The sequence below is a fragment of the Deinococcus proteolyticus MRP genome, assembly GCF_000190555.1.
GTDB lineage: Bacteria > Deinococcota > Deinococci > Deinococcales > Deinococcaceae > Deinococcus > Deinococcus proteolyticus.
The window spans coordinates 1,981,300-1,998,164 of sequence record NC_015161.1; the positions used below are offsets into that span (position 1 = coordinate 1,981,300).

Here is a 16,865-nt window from a genome sequence, read left to right on the forward strand (position 1 = left end):
GGCATGAGCCCATGCTAAGGCACCGAGATCAGGCTTCGCCTGAGGTGGCTCCGGCTAGGTGGGGCTCGGGAGGAACCAGGCTGGCTCCAGAAGGCGGCTGTTCAGGAGGAAGGAGCGCACCCCGTCACCTTCCGGCAGCCGCCCCGGCGTCTCCTGTTCCTGTCCAGCACAGGCCCTGCGCTATGCTGAGCGGCGTGACCCAGGTGTTGCCCATTCCCGACCCCACGCCCCGGTTCCTGGAGGGGCAGGTCATCGCCGTGACTGGAGCCGACCGGGGCTTTGGCCGGGTGATGGCCCAGGGCCTGGCCGACGCGGGGGCCACCCTGGTGCTGGTGGGCAAGCAGGGCGAGCAGCTGGCCGGCCTCGCCAGCCTGATAGAGCGCAGCGGCGCCACCGCGATTCCCATGCAGGCGGACGTGTCGGTGCCGCTGGACTGGATGAAGGTGCAAAAGCGCATTCTGGAGATTTTCGGAGCGCTGCAGGGTGTGGTGCACTCGGCCGACAAGCGGGCACACCCGTCACTGACCCTGCTGAGCGAGAACGAGTGGATGGAGCTGTTTCAGGCCAACATGAAAAGCAGCGTGGGCATCGCCCAGACCATGCGCCAGCGCCTGCCGCAGTCGTGGCTGACCATCGTGGGGCCGCATCTGGACGAGGGCGGCCTGCAGGGGCACACCCTGCGCGGCGGTCTGCGCGGGCTGGTAGAGAGCGTGCGCGGCGAGCAGTTCCGCATCAACTTGCTGCTGCCCAGCCGCTCGCCCAGCGGTGAGGACGACCTGGACATGGGCGTGGTCAATGTCGTCACTGCACTGGCCTCGCCGGCCCTGATGCACCTCAACGGCCTGTGCATCGATGTGCCGCTGCCCGAAATTCAGCGCTCGGAGCTGGACCAACTTTCGCCCGAGCAGCGGGCCAACTTCATGCTACCCCGGTCCCCGCAGGGAGGACAGGGCTGATGCACTGCCCCTACTGCTCGGCCCCCGACAGCCGGGTCATCAACTCGCGTCCCAGCGACGAGGGCGCCAGCATCCGCCGCCGCCGCGAGTGTCAGAGCTGCTCGCGGCGCTTTACCACCTACGAGCGCACCCAGCTGGAACCGCTGATGGTCGTCAAGCGCGGTGGCGTGCGCCAGGCCTTTAATCCCGACAAGCTGCTGCGCGGGCTGCTGCTGGCCGCCGAGAAGCGCCCCGTAGAGGAAGGAGCGCTGCGGGCGTTCGCCTACTCGTTCGAGGACGAAGTGGGCCGGCCCGAAATCAGCTCCGAGGACATCGGCCGCCGGGCGATGGCGTTTCTGCGTCCGCTGGACGACGTGGCCTATATCCGCTTTGCCAGCGTGTACCGCGACTTCGATTCGGTCGAGCACTTTCTGGAAGAAATCCAGGGCCTGCGCCGCAGCGACGGGGAAGCGGCCGGCCAGGATACGGCCAGCGGGGAGAAAAGCAGCGGGGGCAGCGGGGCCAGCTAAGGCCCCTGCCTGCCCCTATTCCCCCGCCGGGCGGGGCACCACTGGCCCCATGTTCTCTGGCGTGTGTCCCTGCACGCCGCGCAGCAGCTCACGGATGGCGGCGAAATCGGCGTCTATGTCGCCGGTCGGCTGGACGTAGCCCACAATGCCGAAGCGCTTGCGGCCCCAGTCCATCACCGTGACGGCGATAGGTACATTCGCCTCCAGCGCCATGTAATAAAAGCCAGTCTTCCAGTGCTCGGTGCGGGTGCGGGTGCCCTCGGGGGCGATGGTCAGCATGATTTCGTCCGACTCACGGATAATCTGCACCACCGCGTCCACAAAGTTGCCCCCGGCGCGGCGGCGGTCTACCGGAAGGCCGCCCCACCAGCGCAGCAGCCAGCCTACGGGCGGCCGGAACAGGCTGTGTTTCGCCACCCAGCGGGCCGGGCTGCGGGTGGCCCAACGCCAGAAGATGCCGGGCCAGAAGTCCGCGTTGGACGTGTGGGGGGCGGCCACCGCCACAACCCGTGGGCCAGGGAGGGGCGCCAGCACCACCTGCCAGCCGGCCAGCCGCAGCGCCGCCGAGGCCAGCCGGGAGGTAAACGTATGGGGGCGGTTCATCCAGGTCGGGGAGCGTGGAGCCATCGGGCGGCAGTATACCGGCCGGCCCGATGACACATGGAGGACAGGGGATGCCGTCCAACCACAGCACTGCCCGCTGACAGCACGGCGCTGCGCCCACCACACTTCTGGCAGCTAGAGCGCCATCAGAGCCCGGAGCCCGCTCAGACTCCGGAGCCTTTTTAGAAACCGGAGTTCAGAACAGGGTGCCGCCCGTCACCGGAATCACGGCGCCGGTGATGTAACTGCTTTCCTGCGAGGCCAGCAGCACATAGACGCTGGCCAGCTCGGCCGGCTGACCGGGGCGGCCCAGCGGGACCGACTCGCCGAACTGCTGCACCTTGCTCTGCGGCTGCCCGCCGCTGGGCTGCAGCGGGGTCCAGACCGGACCGGGCGCCACCGCATTCACGCGGATGCCCTTGTCGGCCAGCTGACCCGACAGCGCCTGCGCGAAGGCCACCTCGGCGGCCTTGGTGGCGGCGTAGTCCAGCAGGTTCTTGGACGGCTTGGATGCCTGGATGCTGGATGTCACGACGATGCTGGCCCCCGGTTCCAGGTGCGGCACAGCAGCGCGGCACAGCCAGAACATGGCGTACACGTTCACCTTCATGGTGTCGTCGAACTGCTGGTCGGTGATGTCGGCGATGGCGTCCCGGCTGACCTGCTTGCCGGCGTTGACCACCAGAATGTCCAGCCCGCCCAGCTCGCTTACCGTGCGCGCCACCAGGTCGTCGCAGAACTCGCGCTCGCGCAGGTCGCCGGGCAGGGCCACGGCGCGCCGTCCGGCCGCCTCAATCAGGCGCACCACCTCCTGCGCGTCACTTTCCTCTTCCGGCAGGTAGTTGATGGCCACGTCGGCGCCCTCGCGGGCGTAGGCAATGGCCACTGCCCGCCCGATGCCTGAGTCTCCCCCGGTAATCAGGGCGCGGCGGCCCTGCAGGCGGCCGAACCCCTGGTAACTCTGCTCGCCGTGGTCGGGCAGCGGCTGCATGGCCGAGGTCAGGCCGGGCGCCTCCTGCGGCTGGCGGGGAAAGGGAGGCTGGGGATACTGGGTCAGGGGATCGCGCTGCTCGAATTGATTCTGCACGTCGTTCTTCGGCTCGGTCATGCGGTCAGTATCCCGCCCACCCGTTCAGCAGGCACACAGTCCGGCGTTAAAGAATCTTTACGGCGTTCCCTGCGCTGTGCCCTGCGGCGTGGGGCCGTAGCGGTGCTCGGCAGGCAGGTCCGCCTCCTCCTGCACGGCGTGGGCCAGAGCCAGGGCCTGAGAAAAGTCCATCGCGGCGTACCAGCCCTGCTCCAGCGCCCCGGCCCGCTCGCGGTACACGCACACCGTAGGCCCGAACGAGCAAGCGCCCAGGCAGCCGCTCCCGGTCAGCCGGACCTGCCCGCCCGCCTTGTAGTAGGCCAGGTGTTCACGGTCCAGCGCCTGCCACAGCGCCTGATACAGCAGCTGCGACCCTCTGGCCTGGCAGCTCTGGCCCTGGCAGACCAGCAGGTGCCCGGCGGTGGGGAAATATTTCGGGCCGGCTTTGGTCATGGGGTTCAGGGTAGTGCAGCAGAGGCGGAATGTGGATGGCCGGTGGTGGCCGAGTTCACCCGCAGCCCTCCTGTTACTCCACCGGCACCAGCACCAGCCGGTCCCCCGCCTGCACCACTTCAACCTGCACGCCGTAAGCCGTCTGGACGTTGTGCGGGGTCAGCACCTGCCGCGGCGTGCCGGCAGCCAGCACACGCCCCCCATGCAGCAGCACCAGCCAGTCGGCGCGGGCGGCCAGGTTCAGGTCGTGCAGTACGGCAATCACGCCCACGCCGCGCCTCACCTCGGCGCGCAGGTAGCGCATCACGTCCAGCGCGTAGGCCAGGTCCAGATGGTTGGTGGGTTCGTCCAGAATCAGGAAGTGGGGCCGGGCGGCCAGGGCGCGGGCCAGGGCTACCCGCTGCGCCTCGCCGCCCGACAGCTCGCTCACGCGGCGCTCCGCAAAGGCCAGCGTGTCGGTGCGGGTCATGGCGTCCAGCACGGCGGCCTCGTCCTCGGCGGACCAGGGCCGCACCGGGAACAGGCCCCATTTCCACTCGCCCGCGCCGCGTCCCAGCGCCACCACGTCGCGCACACGGGCGTCTGCGGGCAGCCCCTCGGTCTGGGCCAGGTAGGCCAGCTGCCGCGCCCGCTCGGTGCGGAGCCAGCTGGCAAGTGGGCGGCCCAGCAGTTCCACGGCGCCGCCGTGCAGAGGGGTCAGGCCCAGCATGCCGCGCAGCAGGGTGGATTTGCCGGCACCGTTGGGGCCTATCACGGCGCTCAGCTGCCCCGCCGCGAACGATACAGACACGTCCTGCACCGCGTGAACGTCGCCCGCGTACACGTTCAGCCCCTGCGCGGCAAACGTGGCCGGGAAGCTCATACCTTGACCCGCCGCAGCAGATACAGGAAGAACGGTCCCCCCAGCAGTGTGGTCACGATACCCACCTGATACAGCGGGGTGGTGCGGGCCAGCAGGTCGGCCAGCACCAGCAGCAGCCCGCCCGCGAGCGCCGAAATGGGCAGCAGTGTGCGGTGGCTGGGGCCCCAAATCAGGCGCACCGTATGGGGCACGATCAGGCCCACGAAACCGATCACCCCGGTGTACGACACTGCCGCCGCCGTCGCCAGGCTGGCCGCCACGATGACCAGCAGCCGCAGCCGTTCTACCGGCAGGCCCAGGCTGGACGCGGTCAGGTCGCCCAGTTGCAGCAGGTCTAGGGCGCGGCCCAGCGCCACCAGCACGCCGCAGCCCACGGCCGCGTAGGGCAGCACCTGAGCGATATCGGCCCAACTGGCGAAGCTGAGATCGCCCAGCGTATAGGCCAGCACCTCGCGGGCCCGGTCCTCGCCGCGCATGATGAGGAAAGTGGTCACCGCGCTCAGAAAGCTGCCGACCACCACCCCGGCCAGAATCAGCCGGGTGGGCGGGTAGCGCCGTCCCGCACGCCCCAGCCCCAGCGTGACCAGCACCGCCCCCAGCGCGGTCAGCATACTCAGCAGCGGGACCAGGCCGCGTGGCAGGTCCAGCAGCAGCCCCGCCGTGGCCCCGACCGCCGCCCCACTGGCCACGCCCAGCAGGTAAGGATCGGCCAGCGGGTTGCGGAACACCCCCTGAAACGCCCCACCACACACCGAGAGGCAGGCCCCAACCAGCAGCGCCATGACCACCCGGGGAAGCCGGATATCCCAGATAATGGTGTCTTCTTCGCGCAGGTGTCCGCTCAGACCGCGCAGCACCGTGTCCAGCACCTCGGCCGGGGGAATCGCTACGCTGCCCACGGCCACGCCCAGCACGGCGGCCAGCAGCACCAGCAGCACCAGGGTGACCAGCAGGGCCAGCCGACCCGAATTCAGGCCCACGTCTGCCCGAAGGGTTGCGACAACCGGGTAATTTCACGCTCCAGTTCGGCCAGCAGGGCTTTGGCCCCCAGCGAGGGCGGCAGCGGTTCTCCCAGCCGCAGCACCCAGCGTGGGCCCTCATGCCAGATGCCGGCCGGCACGACCGGGGCGCGGCCTTTGAGCGCCAGCAGCGCGACTCCCCCGTGCATCTGCCCGCCTGAGCGGGTGCCCTCGGGGAAAATCCCCAGGGTGCCGCCTGCCCCCAGTACCCGCAGCGCGGTACGCACCGAGCCCACATCCTGCCCCTCACGGTCCACCGGAAAAGTGCCGCCCCGGCGCAGCACCGCCCCCAGTCCCGGCACGAACAGCTCACGCTTGGCCATGAACTGTACCCGGCGGCCCGTGGCGGCCGGCACCCCCCGCGCCAGCACGAAGGGGTCCAGTCCGTGGCGGTGGTTGGCGGCAAGAATCAGCGGCGTACCGGCCGGCGGAACGTGTTCCCGCCCATGCACCTCAAGGTGCCCGCCCCCCAGCAGGATGGGCAGGTAGGTGGCCTGCAACACCAGCTGGTAGACAAGGGGGTCCACCGTAGGAATCTGCTCGGCCACAGGGGCCTGGGCGGGCTGCGGCGCGGCGTCTGACATGTGGTTCAGCATACCGCTGGGGTGCCGGCCGGCGGGAATATCTGGGACACGGCGCAGCGGAGCCCCGTTTCGGCGTGGCGCAGTGGCCTGGCACAGTGGCCCAGTAGCCCAGTGGCCCGGCCTACTCCTCTTCCCCGTCCGCTCCGTCCTCCTCCATGCCCTCCGTGCCCTCAGCGCCGTCTTCCAGCCAGCCGGCACTGCCCACCGCCTGCGCCACCGCGGCGATGCGGCCCTGGCAGACCTCGTAAGCGGCGCGGGCCTCTTCGAGCAGCGGCAGCACCCGGTCCAGGTCGGTCTCACCATTCTCCAGCTCGGTCACGATGCGGCTGAGGGTCGCGTAGGCTTCGCGGTAGGTGGGCTCCTGGACAGCTTTGGCTCTGGGCATAGGCTCCAGTGTAGTGCCCGCCTGCGCTCTGTACGCCGGTCCTCTTTACACTGGACAGCATGGCCCGCCGCTCCAGCTCCTCCAAGCCCCGCCGCGCCCGCGAAACGGTAGAGACACCCGCCGGATTTCTCGCCACCCATGACCTCAAGGAGCGCGGCTGGACGGCCCGGCTGATTGAGCGCCACTTGGGCGAGCACGATTCCACCCGCCCCAACGGACTGAAGATGGGCGGCCGGCGCCTGCCCCCGGTCAAGCTGTACCGCGAGGAGCGCGTAGAGCAGGCCGAGGCCGACGAGGACTTTCTGATTGCCCGCATGAAGGCCGAAGACGCCCGCGAAAAGCGCCAGGCCGCCAGGGAACGCCGCGAGCGCGAGCGGGCGCTGCTGCTGCAAGGCGCCGCCGAAAGTTACGTGCCGCGTGTACAGAGGCTGGATATCCGCAAAGGGGCGGTCAAGAAGGCCCGCGAACCCTACCTGCCCGAGCTGGAGCGGGTGCTGAGCCACCTGGCGGGCGAGTTGGGCGGCCTGAAAGGTGGCGAGGAAAAAGCTCTGCGTGAGCAGCTGCTCTACCGCCTGCACCTCGCGCTGGCCGGGGTGTACGAATGGTATCCCCACCCCGACCTGAAGCCGCAGGGCAAAGGCGCCGGCACAGGGAAGGCGCGCGCAGCAGCCCGTGAGTCCAGCAGCGAAGAGGCCAAACCCAGCGACTGGCGCGACTGGGACTGGGACGAGGCGTAAAGAGTAAAGACAGGCTCTGGCGCACTTGTCATAAGAGTGGCGTGTCCTTCGCCATCCGTTGTCCGACTTGCAAAGCTCCGCAGGAGAGTGGAACGAGTCAGTCCTGAGGCCAGGGGAAGAAAAAGCCGCCTGCACGGTGGCGGCGGCTCTCCTCTCTCACTCGGGCGTCCTTACTTCCAGATGTCGTCCGGCAGACGGCGGTCCAGCTCGGGGTCGGCGCGGCGGTCGAACACCGGCTCGGCCACTCCGGCGCGGCGCTGGCGGTCATAGTCCTTCAGCAGCCGCAGCGCCACCGGGCTTAGCAGCAGCAGGGCGACCAGGTTGGTAATGGCCATCAGGCCCATGCTGAGGTCGGCCATGTTCCACACGGTCGGCACGTCGCGGAGGGCACCGAAGACCACCATGCCCAGCACCAGCAGCCGGAACAGGTTCAGCAGCGTGCGGCTGCGGCTCAGGTACTGCACGTTGCTCTCGGCGTAGGCGTAGTTGCCGATGATGCTGGTAAACGCGAACAGGAAAATCGCCAGGGCCAGGAAGTCGTCGCCCCAGGCTCCCACGTGCTCGGTCAGCGCCGCCTGGGTCAGCTGCACGCCGGTTTCCGTGCCGCCCAGATGCACACCCGACAGCAGGATGATGGCTGCCGTAGCCGTGCAGACCAGAATGGTATCCACAAACACGCCCAGCATCTGCACCAGCCCCTGCTGTACCGGGTGGTTCACACTGGCCGCCGCCGCCGCGTTGGGCGCCGAGCCCATGCCGGCCTCGTTGCTGAACAGGCCGCGCTTGACACCATTCAGCAGGGCCGCCGCGATACCGCCGGCCACGCCGCCAGCCGCCGCCTGCAGACCGAACGCCCCCTGGAAGATGCTGGAGAACATGCCCGGCAGCTCGCTCAGGTTGGTCAGGATGACAAAGAGGGCAATCAGGAGATACAGCACCGCCATAATCGGCACCACCACTTCGGCCACCCTCGACACGCGCTTGATTCCGCCGAAGATGATGGGAGCGGTCAGCAGGGCCAGCACCAGGCCCACCGGCAGGGCGCCAAAGCCGTAGCCGCTCAGGGCCGCCACGATGGAATTGCTCTGCACCGCATTGAACACCAGTCCGAACGCGATAATCAGAAAGACGGCGAACAGGCTGCCCATCCAGCCCTGACCCAGGCCCTGGCGGATGTAGTAGGCCGGACCGCCCCGGAAACCGTGTGCCTCGTCGGGCACCTTGTAGGCCTGCGCCAGGCTGGCTTCGATCAGGGCGGTGCTCATGCCCAGCAGGGCGGTCATCCACATCCAGAACACGGCGCCCGGCCCACCCAGCGAAATGGCGATGGCCACCCCGGCGATGTTGCCGGTGCCCACGCGGCTGGCCAGCCCGGTGGCGAAGGCCTGAAAAGACGTAATGCCGCCGCGCCCGCCGTCGGCGGTGGGGCCGCTGTCCCGGCTGCCCATGACCGCTTGCCAGGCATGACCCAGCAAGCGCAGCTGCGCCGCCCCGGTCCGCACGGTGAAGTACAGCCCCGCGCCCACCAGCAGGTAAATCAGCACCGAGCCCCACAGCAGGCCGTTGCCCCAGTCCAGAAACTGGTCGAACAGCGGCTTGGGCGCCTCAGCCGCGCCCAGCAGGGAGAAAATATTCATGAAGTCCACGGACGTAGCTTAAGGCAAAGTGTCCCTTGCTTCTTCCGGCGGCTTACAGACTGACTCACCACGCGGGACACCCTCTAGCCAGAGGCCAGCAACCTGACGGGTCAAAAGGCGAAGGCGCAGAGACGAGTCAATCTATACGCAGTTGCCTTCCGCCCGCTGCCCCGCTTACGGAATCAGCCGCTCCAGCTGAGCCAGCCGCTCCCGCAGTGTCTCCGCGTCGGGGGCGGTCAGGTTCACGTGCCCCAGCTTGCGACCACTTCGCCACGCCTTGTGGTAAAGGTGAATGTGGGTGCCGGGCAGCGCATCAATGGCCGCCCAGTCGGGCTGGGCGGCCTCGTCCTCCGCGCCCACCCAGTTGACCATCGCGGTGGGATGCAGCGGCGTCCAGTCGGCCAGCGGCAGGCCCAGCACCGCCCGCACCTGCGCCCCGAACTGGCTGAGGCCGCCGCCGTCCTGCGTCAGGTGGCCCGAGTTGTGGACGCGGGGCGCGACTTCGTTCACCAGCAGCTCACCGCTCGCCAGCTCGAAAAATTCCAGCGTCATCAGCCCTTCCAGGCCCCAGGCTTCGGCCACCCGGCGGGCCATCTCGCGGGCCTGCGCGGCGGCTTGCTGGTCGGCTCCCAGGTACACCGAAGTCCTGAGAATGCCGTCACGGTGAACATTTTCCACCAGCGGCCCGAAGGCCAGCGCCCCACCCGAGGTCCGCGCCACGCCCAGGCTCACTTCGCGCACGAACGGCACCAGCCCTTCCAGCACGCATGGCACGCGGCCCAGGTCGTCCCAGGCGGCGGTCAGCTCAGCCTCGCTGCTCACACGGCGCTGGCCTTTGCCGTCGTAGCCCAGTTCGGAGGTCTTGAGGATGCCTGCGCCGCTCACGCGCTCCAGTGCGCCGGTCAGGTCACTTTCAACCTCAATCGTCACCCAGTCCGCCGTGCCCACCCCAGCGGCCCGCAGGCCCTCTTTCTCGCGGGCGCGGTGCTTGGAGTGCGCCAGCAGTCCCGCGCCAGGGCGGACGGGCACGCGGCCTTGCAGGTATTCCAGCGCCTCTACCGGCACATTTTCAAATTCCAGCGTCACCGCGTCGCACTCGGCCAGCCGCGCCAAGCCTGCGGGGTCGGTGTAGGGGGCCTGGAGGTGCTTGGCGCACAGCCGTGCCCCCGCCTGCGGGTCGGGTTCCAGCGCCACCACCCGCACGCCCAGCGGAATTGCCGCCAGCGCCAGCATCTGCGCCAGTTGCCCGCCGCCCAGTATGCCCAGCGTCTTTGGGGTAAAGGTGTCGCTCATCGGTTTCCCCCTGCCCAGCTATGGCTCCTGAGACCCTTCGACCCTTCGACCCTTCGACCCCTACCCATCATGCGTCCCCCGCTGCCGGGTGACCGTCGAAATGCGGGTCGTCCAACACGCTCTGGGTCTGCGCGGCGCGGAACTCATCCAGCGCCGAGCGTACCGTCTCGTCGGTGGTAGCCAGCATGGCCGCCGCAAAGAGGGCGGCATTTTTGGCTCCCGCCTGCCCAATCGCAAAAGTCGCCACCGGCACGCCCGCCGGCATCTGCACGATGCTCAGCAGGCTGTCTTGCCCACTCAGCGCCCGGCTCTGCACCGGCACACCCAGCACCGGCACGCGGGTAAAGGCCGCCAGCATCCCCGGCAGGTGCGCCGCACCACCCGCGCCCGCGATGATGCAGCTGAGATTCAGGCGCTCGGCCCGCGCCGCGTAGGCAGGCAGCAGGTGCGGCGTGCGGTGCGCCGAGAGCACACGCACCTCGTAGGGAATCTGCAGTTGGGCCAGCAGGTCCAGGGCGCCCTGCATGGTGTCGAAGTCCGAGCGGCTGCCCATGACCACACCGACTTTGGGGGTGGGGTTCGTCATGAGAGACATGATGCCAGATAGGGTACGGCTGCAAACGCAGCTAGCGGCAGTAGTTGATGGCCTTCAGACCCGTCAGGAGTCCTTTGGTGGGAAAGCGGTAGGTCACCGGGTCATACCCGTTTCTGAGCGCCGTCACACTGATGGAACTGTCGGCATCTATAAAAGCCGTATAGAGCGCGCTACTCAGGCCGCCCGTCGTCTCCCACACACCCAACTGACCCGTCTGACGGTCACGGCGAACACTCCCCTGCGCGTAGCCCAATTTTTCGCCGTCTGCATAGGCGATGATGCTCATAGCGCTGCTTTTGGCAAACTCTTTTTCGGTGGAAAGCGGGTTCTTGCTGTAAAGCCTGAACGCCACGCCGTAGCTCTCGCAGACGAACGCCACATACGTCTTGCCCCCGGTGCTGCTCTGCTCATCAATGAACACCATGTCGCTGTTGTAGGAGACTTTGCTGTTAGGCACACGGGTATCGGCTAGAGCCGTCCCCAACACCAGACACGCCAGCAAAAAAACGCTGTTCCTCAGGCGCTCATTGTAGGAAGTTTCCTTCGCAGTCCCGGCCTTCCTTGCGCCGTTACACCTCCCGCAGCAGCCGTGTCAGCAGGGCTACCCGCTGCGGCCACATATCCAGCCGGATGTGCTCGTGTGGGGCGTGTGCCCCGTCGCCGGGGGCACCCAGGCCGTCCAGCGTAGGGCACAGCGGCGCCGTGAAGTTGCCGTCACTGCCGCCGCCCACCGCCGTTTCGGTCAAGGTGAAGCCCAGCTCCTGCGCGGCCGCCTGAGCCTGAGCAAAGAGGCTCAAGGTGGCCTCACTGCGCGGGAAAGGCGGGCGGTTCACGGCCAGCGCCCAGGCAGCCTGCACCCGCCTGTCGGTGGGACGGAGGGCAGCCAGGCCGCGCAGCACCCGCTCGTCCTCGCCGGCCTGCGATACCCGCACGTCCAGCGTCAGGCGGCACTCGGCCGGTACCACGTTGGTGGCCGTGCCGCCTGCAATCTGCGTGACCAGCACGGTGGTGCCCAGGTCCGGGCGGGCAGCCGCCTCGATACGGGGAATCAGTTCGGCGGCAGCCGCAACAGCGCTGGCTCCCCGCTCAGGCTCGTTGCCCGCGTGGGCAGCCCGGCCTGTCAGGGTCAGCGCGGCGTCTATCACGCCCTTGCGGCCGGACTTGAGGGCGTGGGCGTGCCTGGTGTCGCTCTCGCCCACCGGCGGCTCAGGCACCAGGGCAGCGCGGGCCTGCGCCGCTGCGGCCTCAATGTGGGCGCGGCTGGACGGGCTGCCGATTTCCTCATCCGGCGTGACCAGCAGCACGATGCCGCCCGCCGGCCACTGCCCTTCCAGCGCCCGCAGGGCATGAATGGCCCCCACCACCCCCGCTTTCATGTCGAAGACACCGGGGCCATACAGCCGCTCCCCTTCTACCCGCAGCGGCATGGTCTCCAGCGTGCCATGCGGCCAGACGGTATCGGCGTGCGCCAGCAGCAGCAACGGCGGGCGGGTGCCGTCTTCCCCGAAAGCGAAACGGCGCGTGCCGCCGCTCAGATGCCGCACCTCAGCGCCCAGGTCACGTGCCCAGCCCTCCACCAGGTCCAGCACGCGGGCCACTGCCACGGGGTCTGCCGAGGGGGATTCGGTCCCGGCCAGAAGAAGCAGGTCGTGCAGCAGAGCCTCAGGGTCGGGGAACATGCCCCTATCAAAGCACAGCACCACAAGAAAAATGGAGACCGCTGGGGCCTCCATTCTTGGCAGGGATACAAGGACTCGAACCCTGAATAACAGAACCAAAATCTGCTGTGTTGCCAATTACACCATATCCCTAGAAGAACTCCCCGGAAGACGCGGCGTTGGCAGGGATACAAGGACTCGAACCCTGAATAACAGAACCAGAATCTGCTGTGTTGCCAATTACACCATATCCCTATGGCGCACGTCCGGGGAGGCTCAAGATGAGCGATGGAGAGTATAGCGGCGCTCGCCTATCCCGTCAAGCTGCCAGACCCGGCAACGCCCTGGGGACACAATAAAAAACCCGCTCCTGGGGAGCGGTTATGACAACTACTCTAGCGCGGTATGCAGGATTCGTCAAGAGGATGCAAGCTGTTCGCGTACTGTCCCCACCAAGTAGAGGCTGCCGGTCACCAGCAGAGTGCCCCCCGGCGGAGTCAGCTCCAGAGCGCGGGCCAGGGCCTGCTGCAGGTCCGGGTAGCTCTCGCCGCCCCACTGGGCCGCCAGGTCGTGCGGCGGGGTGGCTTCGCCCTCGCCGGGCACCGTAAAGACCCGCTGCGGGGCCAGCGCCAGCAACGGCGCCAGCGTCTGGGCGGTGTCCTTGCGAGCAAAGCTGCCGAACAACAGCACGTCAGCGCTGCTCAGGCTGGCTGCCAGGGCCTGCGCGGCGGCCGGGTTGTGGGCGCCGTCCAGCAGCACGCGGCGGCCCTGGCAGCTCAGGGGTTCCAGCCGGCCGGGCCATGGGGCGGCCAGCGCAGCTTCCAGGCCGTCGTCGTAGCCCAGCAGGCGCAGGGCGGCCAGCGCCAACGCCGCATTCTGCCGCTGATGCTCGCCAGCCAGGGCCGGGGGCCGGGGCAGCGCGAACAGTTCCGGGTGGGTCGTGGGCGTGTGCAGCGGTGCGCCCATCTCCTGCGCTACGGCCTCCACCACAGCCAGCGCTTCGCCCGTCACCGTACTGAGCAGCGGCACGCCGGAGCGGGCAGCGCGGGCTTTGTCGGCGGCAATCTCCGCCACGGTGCTGCCCAGGGCAGCGGTGTGGTCCAGCCCCACGCTGGTCAGCAGCACAGCGTCCACGTTCGCCAGCGCGTGGGTGGCGTCGCTCTGGCCGCCCACGCCGGCTTCCACTACCGCCAGTTCCACCCCGTCCTGTACAAATGCCTGCGCCGCCAGCGCCAGCGTCAGGTCAAAAAAGGCGGCGTCCGGGGCTTCCCGCTGCGCCCAGCGCACGAACTCCAGCGTGCGGGCCGGGTCCAGCTCCTGCCCCAGTGTGCGAATCCGTTCCTCGAAGCGGTGCAGGTGCGGGCTGGTAAAGCGTCCGGCCCGCACCCCCGCTGCCAGCAGCCCGGCTTCCAGCATGGCGCAGGTGCTGCCCTTGCCGTTGGTGCCCACCACCCGCAGCGTACGGAACTGCTGGTCTGGGGCGCCCAGCCGGTCGAGCAGCTCGCGGGCCGGCTGTGGGCCGCGTGTCTGCCCGGCGGCGCGGGTGCGGGAAAAGAGCCAGTCGTAGGCAGGGCCAGAGGTCATCCCTGCAGGCTAGCGCCTGGAACAGCCAAGCGGCAGAGCCTGTTGCAGCAGCGCCTGAAGGTTTCCGTGCTTGACCACCTGCGCGCTCCCCCTTCATGCTGAACCCATGAGCCGGACCGCTTCACTCTCTCCTTCCGCCGAGGACTACCTCAAGCAGCTGTATCTGCTGGGGCAACAGGGGCGAGTCTCGACCCAGGCACTGGCCGGGGCGCTGGACGTGGCCCCGGCCAGCGTGACCGGCATGCTGCGCAAGCTGACCGAGCAGGGGCTGGTGCTGCATGCGCCCTACCGTGGAGCACAGCTGACCCCCGAAGGCGAACAGGCTGCACTGGAAATCCTGCGCCATCACCGCCTGCTGGAACTGTTTTTGCACCGGGCGCTGGGCGTCCCGCTTGAGGAGGTGCACGAAGAAGCCGAGGCCCTGGAGCATGCGCTGTCGGAGCGGCTGGAAGCCCGCATTGCCGCCTGGCTGGGCGAACCCAGCTTCGATCCACACGGTGACCCCATCCCCTCGCTCAGCGGGGACCTGCCGCTGCGGGCCGAGCGGAGCCTGACCCACCTGAACGTGGGCGACCGCGCCCGGGTCTCGCGGGTGCCCGACCACCACCCCGAGCAGCTGCGGCAGCTGGTCGAATCCGGCCTGCGCCCCGAGGCCGAAGTGGAACTGCTCAGCCATGGCAGCGAGGTCGGCATCCTGGAGCTGCATATCGCTCCGCCTGCCGGCAGTCAGAGCACCGTCTGGACCCCGCTCAGCCTGCCGCTGGCCGTGGCTGAGCAGATTCAGGTGTTCGGTGAGGAAAGCTCCCCGCCCGGCAGGGAGGACTAACCGCCCAGCAGAAGACCGGCAGAAGAAGAGCGCACTGCACCCTGCCTGCGGGAAGCCCGCTAGAACTGCACCACGCGCCAGTTGTGCAGCGGGTTTTCGCGGCCCGGGTCCAGCATCAGCTCCAGGTATTCGCGGCGGTGCAGCGCGTCGGCCAGGGCAAAGCGGTGGCCCTCGTGGACCACGATTCCCCGGTCCATTTGCGTGTGGCCGTACACCCCGAAAGCCAGCCCGGCCAGCTCCACGTATTCGGGCGTGTCCAGAAACCAGCGCTTGCTGGACGTATCGCTGTAGAACCACTCGTCGTAGCAGGCGTGGGCCGGCAGCGGTCCCACATGGGCGAACTGGACCCGGCCCACCCGCAGTTCACGCAAAAAAGTGCCCACCCAGGCGCTCAGGTCAGCCGGCAAAGGCGTCCCGCCGTGGCGCGGGTCGAACTCGGTGTGGCGCAGCCCCCCACTGGTCCCCAGCACGAACCGGGGCTGCACCAGCACATCGTCGTGGTTGCCCAGGACGATATGCACCGACCCCGGCGCCTGTGCCTGATAGTCGCGCACGGCCCGCAGGCCCTCTATCTGCACTGCGGCCACCTGTGCCTGGTGTGCCGGGTCGTGGCAGTCGTAGGTGGCGCCCAGCAGTTCATCGTAGGCGCGCTGGCTTTTGGGATGCACCAGGTCACCCAGCAGCACCACCTGATACAGCCCGCTGCGAACCGGTGGCGTGGGCTGGCCCCCTGGCGTAACACAGCCGGCCGCCCGCAGCGCCCCCCAGAGCCCAGCAAAATCGGCATGGACATCGCCGACGACGATGAATTTTCGCAGGCCCGCCGGGGCACTTGTGGGCACCGGAGCATGGGTAGGCGTGGGAGAACTCATGGCGCGTCGTTCAGCCGTCCCGCAGGACCGCCTGCAACTCCTTGTAGATTTGCCGGCTTTCTTCCAGCGTGTTGCCGTAGCCGCGCATCAAGATGGGAGCGATTTCCTTGCCGCGTCCTGCCGCACGAATCTGGGTAATCAGGTCGTCGATGTGCCCACGGGCCTTCTCCATCTGAGGGTCGCGGGGCGGCTCGGGCGGCAGGCTGGGGCGGGAGGCGAGGGCCACCCCCCCCTCGGTCTCGGCCTCGGCTTCCAGCAGGGTGGTGTCAGCTCCCTCGTCGGGGTCGTAGTCCACCCAGTGGCTGCCGCCGTCTCCCCCACCCAGCACGGCCACACCGTACAGCCGGGCGGCGTCGGCCAGCGCGGCCAACTTGGCGTCCTCCAGGGTGTAACCAGTGGCAAGGCCTTCGCGCTCCAGGCCGGCGGCGCACAGCCGCGCCCGCACCACGGGAGGCTGCATGCCGTCGCAGGCCCAGTGCAGCGACCAGTCAGGGTCGGCCTGGTCCAGGTGGCCTACCAGCAGCGTCAGCTGCGGCGCCGGCACCACCCGGGCCTGGTCACCGCGCACTTCCAGGGTCGCCCAGTCCGTCATGCTGACCCTGAGCGCTTCTCTGACCCCATCCAGCCTGACTCGCCGTTCCTGATTCATGTGCGGCAGTCTAGAGTATTTGGTCAGCGCAGAAACGGAGGTTTTGCAGGCTTTCCAGGCCCGGCAGCGCGCCTCCGGGCGGGGCAGCACGGAGCAGCACAGGGCAGGGTCTGACAGGACAGCTTCAGTTCAGCAGGCGCACGCTGCCGTCGACCAACCGGAACTCGGGAACGGCCACCTGCCGCTGCTCTCCCCAGGCATTTTCCAGGGTGTAATAGCCGGACATCTGCGCCGGGGTGTCGGTCACGGTCACGAACGAGTCGTACATGAACACGGTGCCGGGGGTCAGCAGAGGTTGCTGGCCCACCACCCCTTCGCCTTCCACCTCGGTGCGCCGGCCCTGACCATCCACCACCAGCCAGCAGCGGCGCAGCAGTTTCCACGTCTGGTCATCCTCGTTTTCCAGCCGCACGATATAGGCGAACACTTGCCCCTCGGGGCGGCTGTACTCGGGCAGGTGGTGGGCTTCGACGCTGACCTTGACGCGAACAGGAAGGGGGGAAAAGTGGGGCTGTTCGGCGGCACTCTGCATTTGCCCCACCCTAGCCGGCTGCGG

Annotated in this window: 20 protein-coding genes and 2 tRNA genes; 4 read left to right on the forward strand and 18 right to left on the reverse strand. The window is 68.4% G+C overall.

Annotation, left to right across the window (positions count from 1 at the left end):
* Positions 1–182 precede the first annotated feature (182 nt).
* Together DEIPR_RS09450 and nrdR are read left to right on the forward strand one after the other, a co-directional pair.
* Entirely contained in the window at positions 183–956 is a 774-nt protein-coding gene (locus tag DEIPR_RS09450) for an SDR family NAD(P)-dependent oxidoreductase (protein WP_013615603.1), read from the forward strand.
* Positions 956–1,465, forward strand: coding sequence for a transcriptional regulator NrdR (gene nrdR / locus DEIPR_RS09455; protein ID WP_013615604.1), 510 nt, complete (start codon positions 956–958; stop codon positions 1,463–1,465). Before DEIPR_RS09450 ends, nrdR begins: the two co-directional genes overlap by 1 nt.
* 15 nt (positions 1,466–1,480) lie before the next feature.
* Here the strand turns inward: nrdR and DEIPR_RS09460 are convergent, their stop codons facing one another.
* The 7 genes from DEIPR_RS09460 to xseB all read right to left on the reverse strand — a co-directional run bounded on the left by DEIPR_RS09460 (position 1,481) and on the right by xseB (position 6,458).
* Positions 1,481–2,092, reverse strand: coding sequence for a lysophospholipid acyltransferase family protein (locus DEIPR_RS09460; RefSeq protein WP_245532696.1), 612 nt, complete (start codon positions 2,090–2,092; stop codon positions 1,481–1,483).
* A gap of 172 nt (positions 2,093–2,264) precedes the next feature.
* On the reverse strand, positions 2,265–3,176 hold the full coding sequence (locus DEIPR_RS09465) for an SDR family oxidoreductase (protein ID WP_013615606.1): 912 nt from the start codon (positions 3,174–3,176) through the stop codon (positions 2,265–2,267).
* Positions 3,177–3,233: 57 nt separating this feature from the next.
* Entirely contained in the window at positions 3,234–3,608 is a 375-nt protein-coding gene (locus tag DEIPR_RS09470; RefSeq protein ID WP_013615607.1) for a (2Fe-2S) ferredoxin domain-containing protein, read from the reverse strand.
* Between the two features lie 73 nt (positions 3,609–3,681).
* Positions 3,682–4,470 (reverse strand): ABC transporter ATP-binding protein, encoded by a 789-nt coding sequence (locus tag DEIPR_RS09475; RefSeq protein ID WP_013615608.1) that lies wholly within the window; start codon positions 4,468–4,470, stop codon positions 3,682–3,684.
* A complete protein-coding gene (locus DEIPR_RS09480; protein ID WP_013615609.1) occupies positions 4,467–5,450 on the reverse strand; it encodes a FecCD family ABC transporter permease in 984 nt (327 codons plus the stop codon). The genes DEIPR_RS09475 and DEIPR_RS09480 overlap by 4 nt, the downstream gene beginning before the upstream one ends.
* Positions 5,441–6,073: a lysophospholipid acyltransferase family protein gene (locus DEIPR_RS09485; RefSeq protein WP_169310686.1), complete on the reverse strand. Its 633-nt coding sequence runs from the start codon at positions 6,071–6,073 to the stop codon at positions 5,441–5,443. The genes DEIPR_RS09480 and DEIPR_RS09485 overlap by 10 nt, the downstream gene beginning before the upstream one ends.
* A gap of 121 nt (positions 6,074–6,194) precedes the next feature.
* On the reverse strand, positions 6,195–6,458 hold the full coding sequence (gene xseB, locus DEIPR_RS09490) for an exodeoxyribonuclease VII small subunit (protein ID WP_013615611.1): 264 nt from the start codon (positions 6,456–6,458) through the stop codon (positions 6,195–6,197).
* Positions 6,459–6,517: 59 nt separating this feature from the next.
* Here xseB and DEIPR_RS09495 point away from each other — a divergent pair, with 59 nt between their 5' ends.
* Positions 6,518–7,195 carry a hypothetical protein gene (locus DEIPR_RS09495; RefSeq protein ID WP_013615612.1) on the forward strand — a complete coding sequence of 226 codons (678 nt, stop codon included), beginning with the start codon at positions 6,518–6,520 and terminating at the stop codon, positions 7,193–7,195.
* A 170-nt stretch (positions 7,196–7,365) separates the two neighbouring features.
* Here DEIPR_RS09495 and DEIPR_RS09500 read toward each other — a convergent pair whose 3' ends face one another.
* The 8 genes from DEIPR_RS09500 to DEIPR_RS09535 all read right to left on the reverse strand — a co-directional run bounded on the left by DEIPR_RS09500 (position 7,366) and on the right by DEIPR_RS09535 (position 13,962).
* Complete coding sequence (locus DEIPR_RS09500; protein WP_013615613.1) at positions 7,366–8,832, reverse strand: alanine/glycine:cation symporter family protein; 1,467 nt, start codon at positions 8,830–8,832, stop codon at positions 7,366–7,368.
* A 174-nt stretch (positions 8,833–9,006) separates the two neighbouring features.
* Positions 9,007–10,125 carry a 5-(carboxyamino)imidazole ribonucleotide synthase gene (purK, locus tag DEIPR_RS09505; protein ID WP_013615614.1) on the reverse strand — a complete coding sequence of 373 codons (1,119 nt, stop codon included), beginning with the start codon at positions 10,123–10,125 and terminating at the stop codon, positions 9,007–9,009.
* Positions 10,126–10,192: 67 nt separating this feature from the next.
* Positions 10,193–10,711: a 5-(carboxyamino)imidazole ribonucleotide mutase gene (purE, locus tag DEIPR_RS09510; protein WP_013615615.1), complete on the reverse strand. Its 519-nt coding sequence runs from the start codon at positions 10,709–10,711 to the stop codon at positions 10,193–10,195.
* Between the two features lie 40 nt (positions 10,712–10,751).
* Positions 10,752–11,177 carry a hypothetical protein gene (locus tag DEIPR_RS09515; protein ID WP_169310687.1) on the reverse strand — a complete coding sequence of 142 codons (426 nt, stop codon included), beginning with the start codon at positions 11,175–11,177 and terminating at the stop codon, positions 10,752–10,754.
* A gap of 112 nt (positions 11,178–11,289) precedes the next feature.
* Complete coding sequence (locus DEIPR_RS09520) at positions 11,290–12,399, reverse strand: M20/M25/M40 family metallo-hydrolase (protein WP_041222918.1); 1,110 nt, start codon at positions 12,397–12,399, stop codon at positions 11,290–11,292.
* Between the two features lie 57 nt (positions 12,400–12,456).
* Positions 12,457–12,531 (reverse strand) — tRNA-Gln (locus tag DEIPR_RS09525).
* Positions 12,532–12,558: 27 nt separating this feature from the next.
* Positions 12,559–12,633 (reverse strand) — tRNA-Gln (locus tag DEIPR_RS09530).
* A gap of 162 nt (positions 12,634–12,795) precedes the next feature.
* Positions 12,796–13,962 (reverse strand): glutamate ligase domain-containing protein, encoded by a 1,167-nt coding sequence (locus tag DEIPR_RS09535; protein WP_013615618.1) that lies wholly within the window; start codon positions 13,960–13,962, stop codon positions 12,796–12,798.
* Between the two features lie 106 nt (positions 13,963–14,068).
* Here DEIPR_RS09535 and DEIPR_RS09540 point away from each other — a divergent pair, with 106 nt between their 5' ends.
* Entirely contained in the window at positions 14,069–14,788 is a 720-nt protein-coding gene (locus DEIPR_RS09540) for a metal-dependent transcriptional regulator (protein WP_013615619.1), read from the forward strand.
* A gap of 59 nt (positions 14,789–14,847) precedes the next feature.
* On the opposite strand, the gene DEIPR_RS09545 is transcribed toward DEIPR_RS09540, so the two are convergent.
* From DEIPR_RS09545 to apaG, 3 genes are all read right to left on the reverse strand, one after another.
* Positions 14,848–15,660 (reverse strand): metallophosphoesterase, encoded by an 813-nt coding sequence (locus tag DEIPR_RS09545; RefSeq protein ID WP_013615620.1) that lies wholly within the window; start codon positions 15,658–15,660, stop codon positions 14,848–14,850.
* 10 nt (positions 15,661–15,670) lie between these two features.
* On the reverse strand, positions 15,671–16,309 hold the full coding sequence (locus DEIPR_RS09550) for a single-stranded DNA-binding protein (protein ID WP_245532697.1): 639 nt from the start codon (positions 16,307–16,309) through the stop codon (positions 15,671–15,673).
* A gap of 124 nt (positions 16,310–16,433) precedes the next feature.
* Positions 16,434–16,841, reverse strand: coding sequence for a Co2+/Mg2+ efflux protein ApaG (gene apaG, locus DEIPR_RS09555; protein ID WP_013615622.1), 408 nt, complete (start codon positions 16,839–16,841; stop codon positions 16,434–16,436).
* Positions 16,842–16,865: the final 24 nt, after the last annotated feature.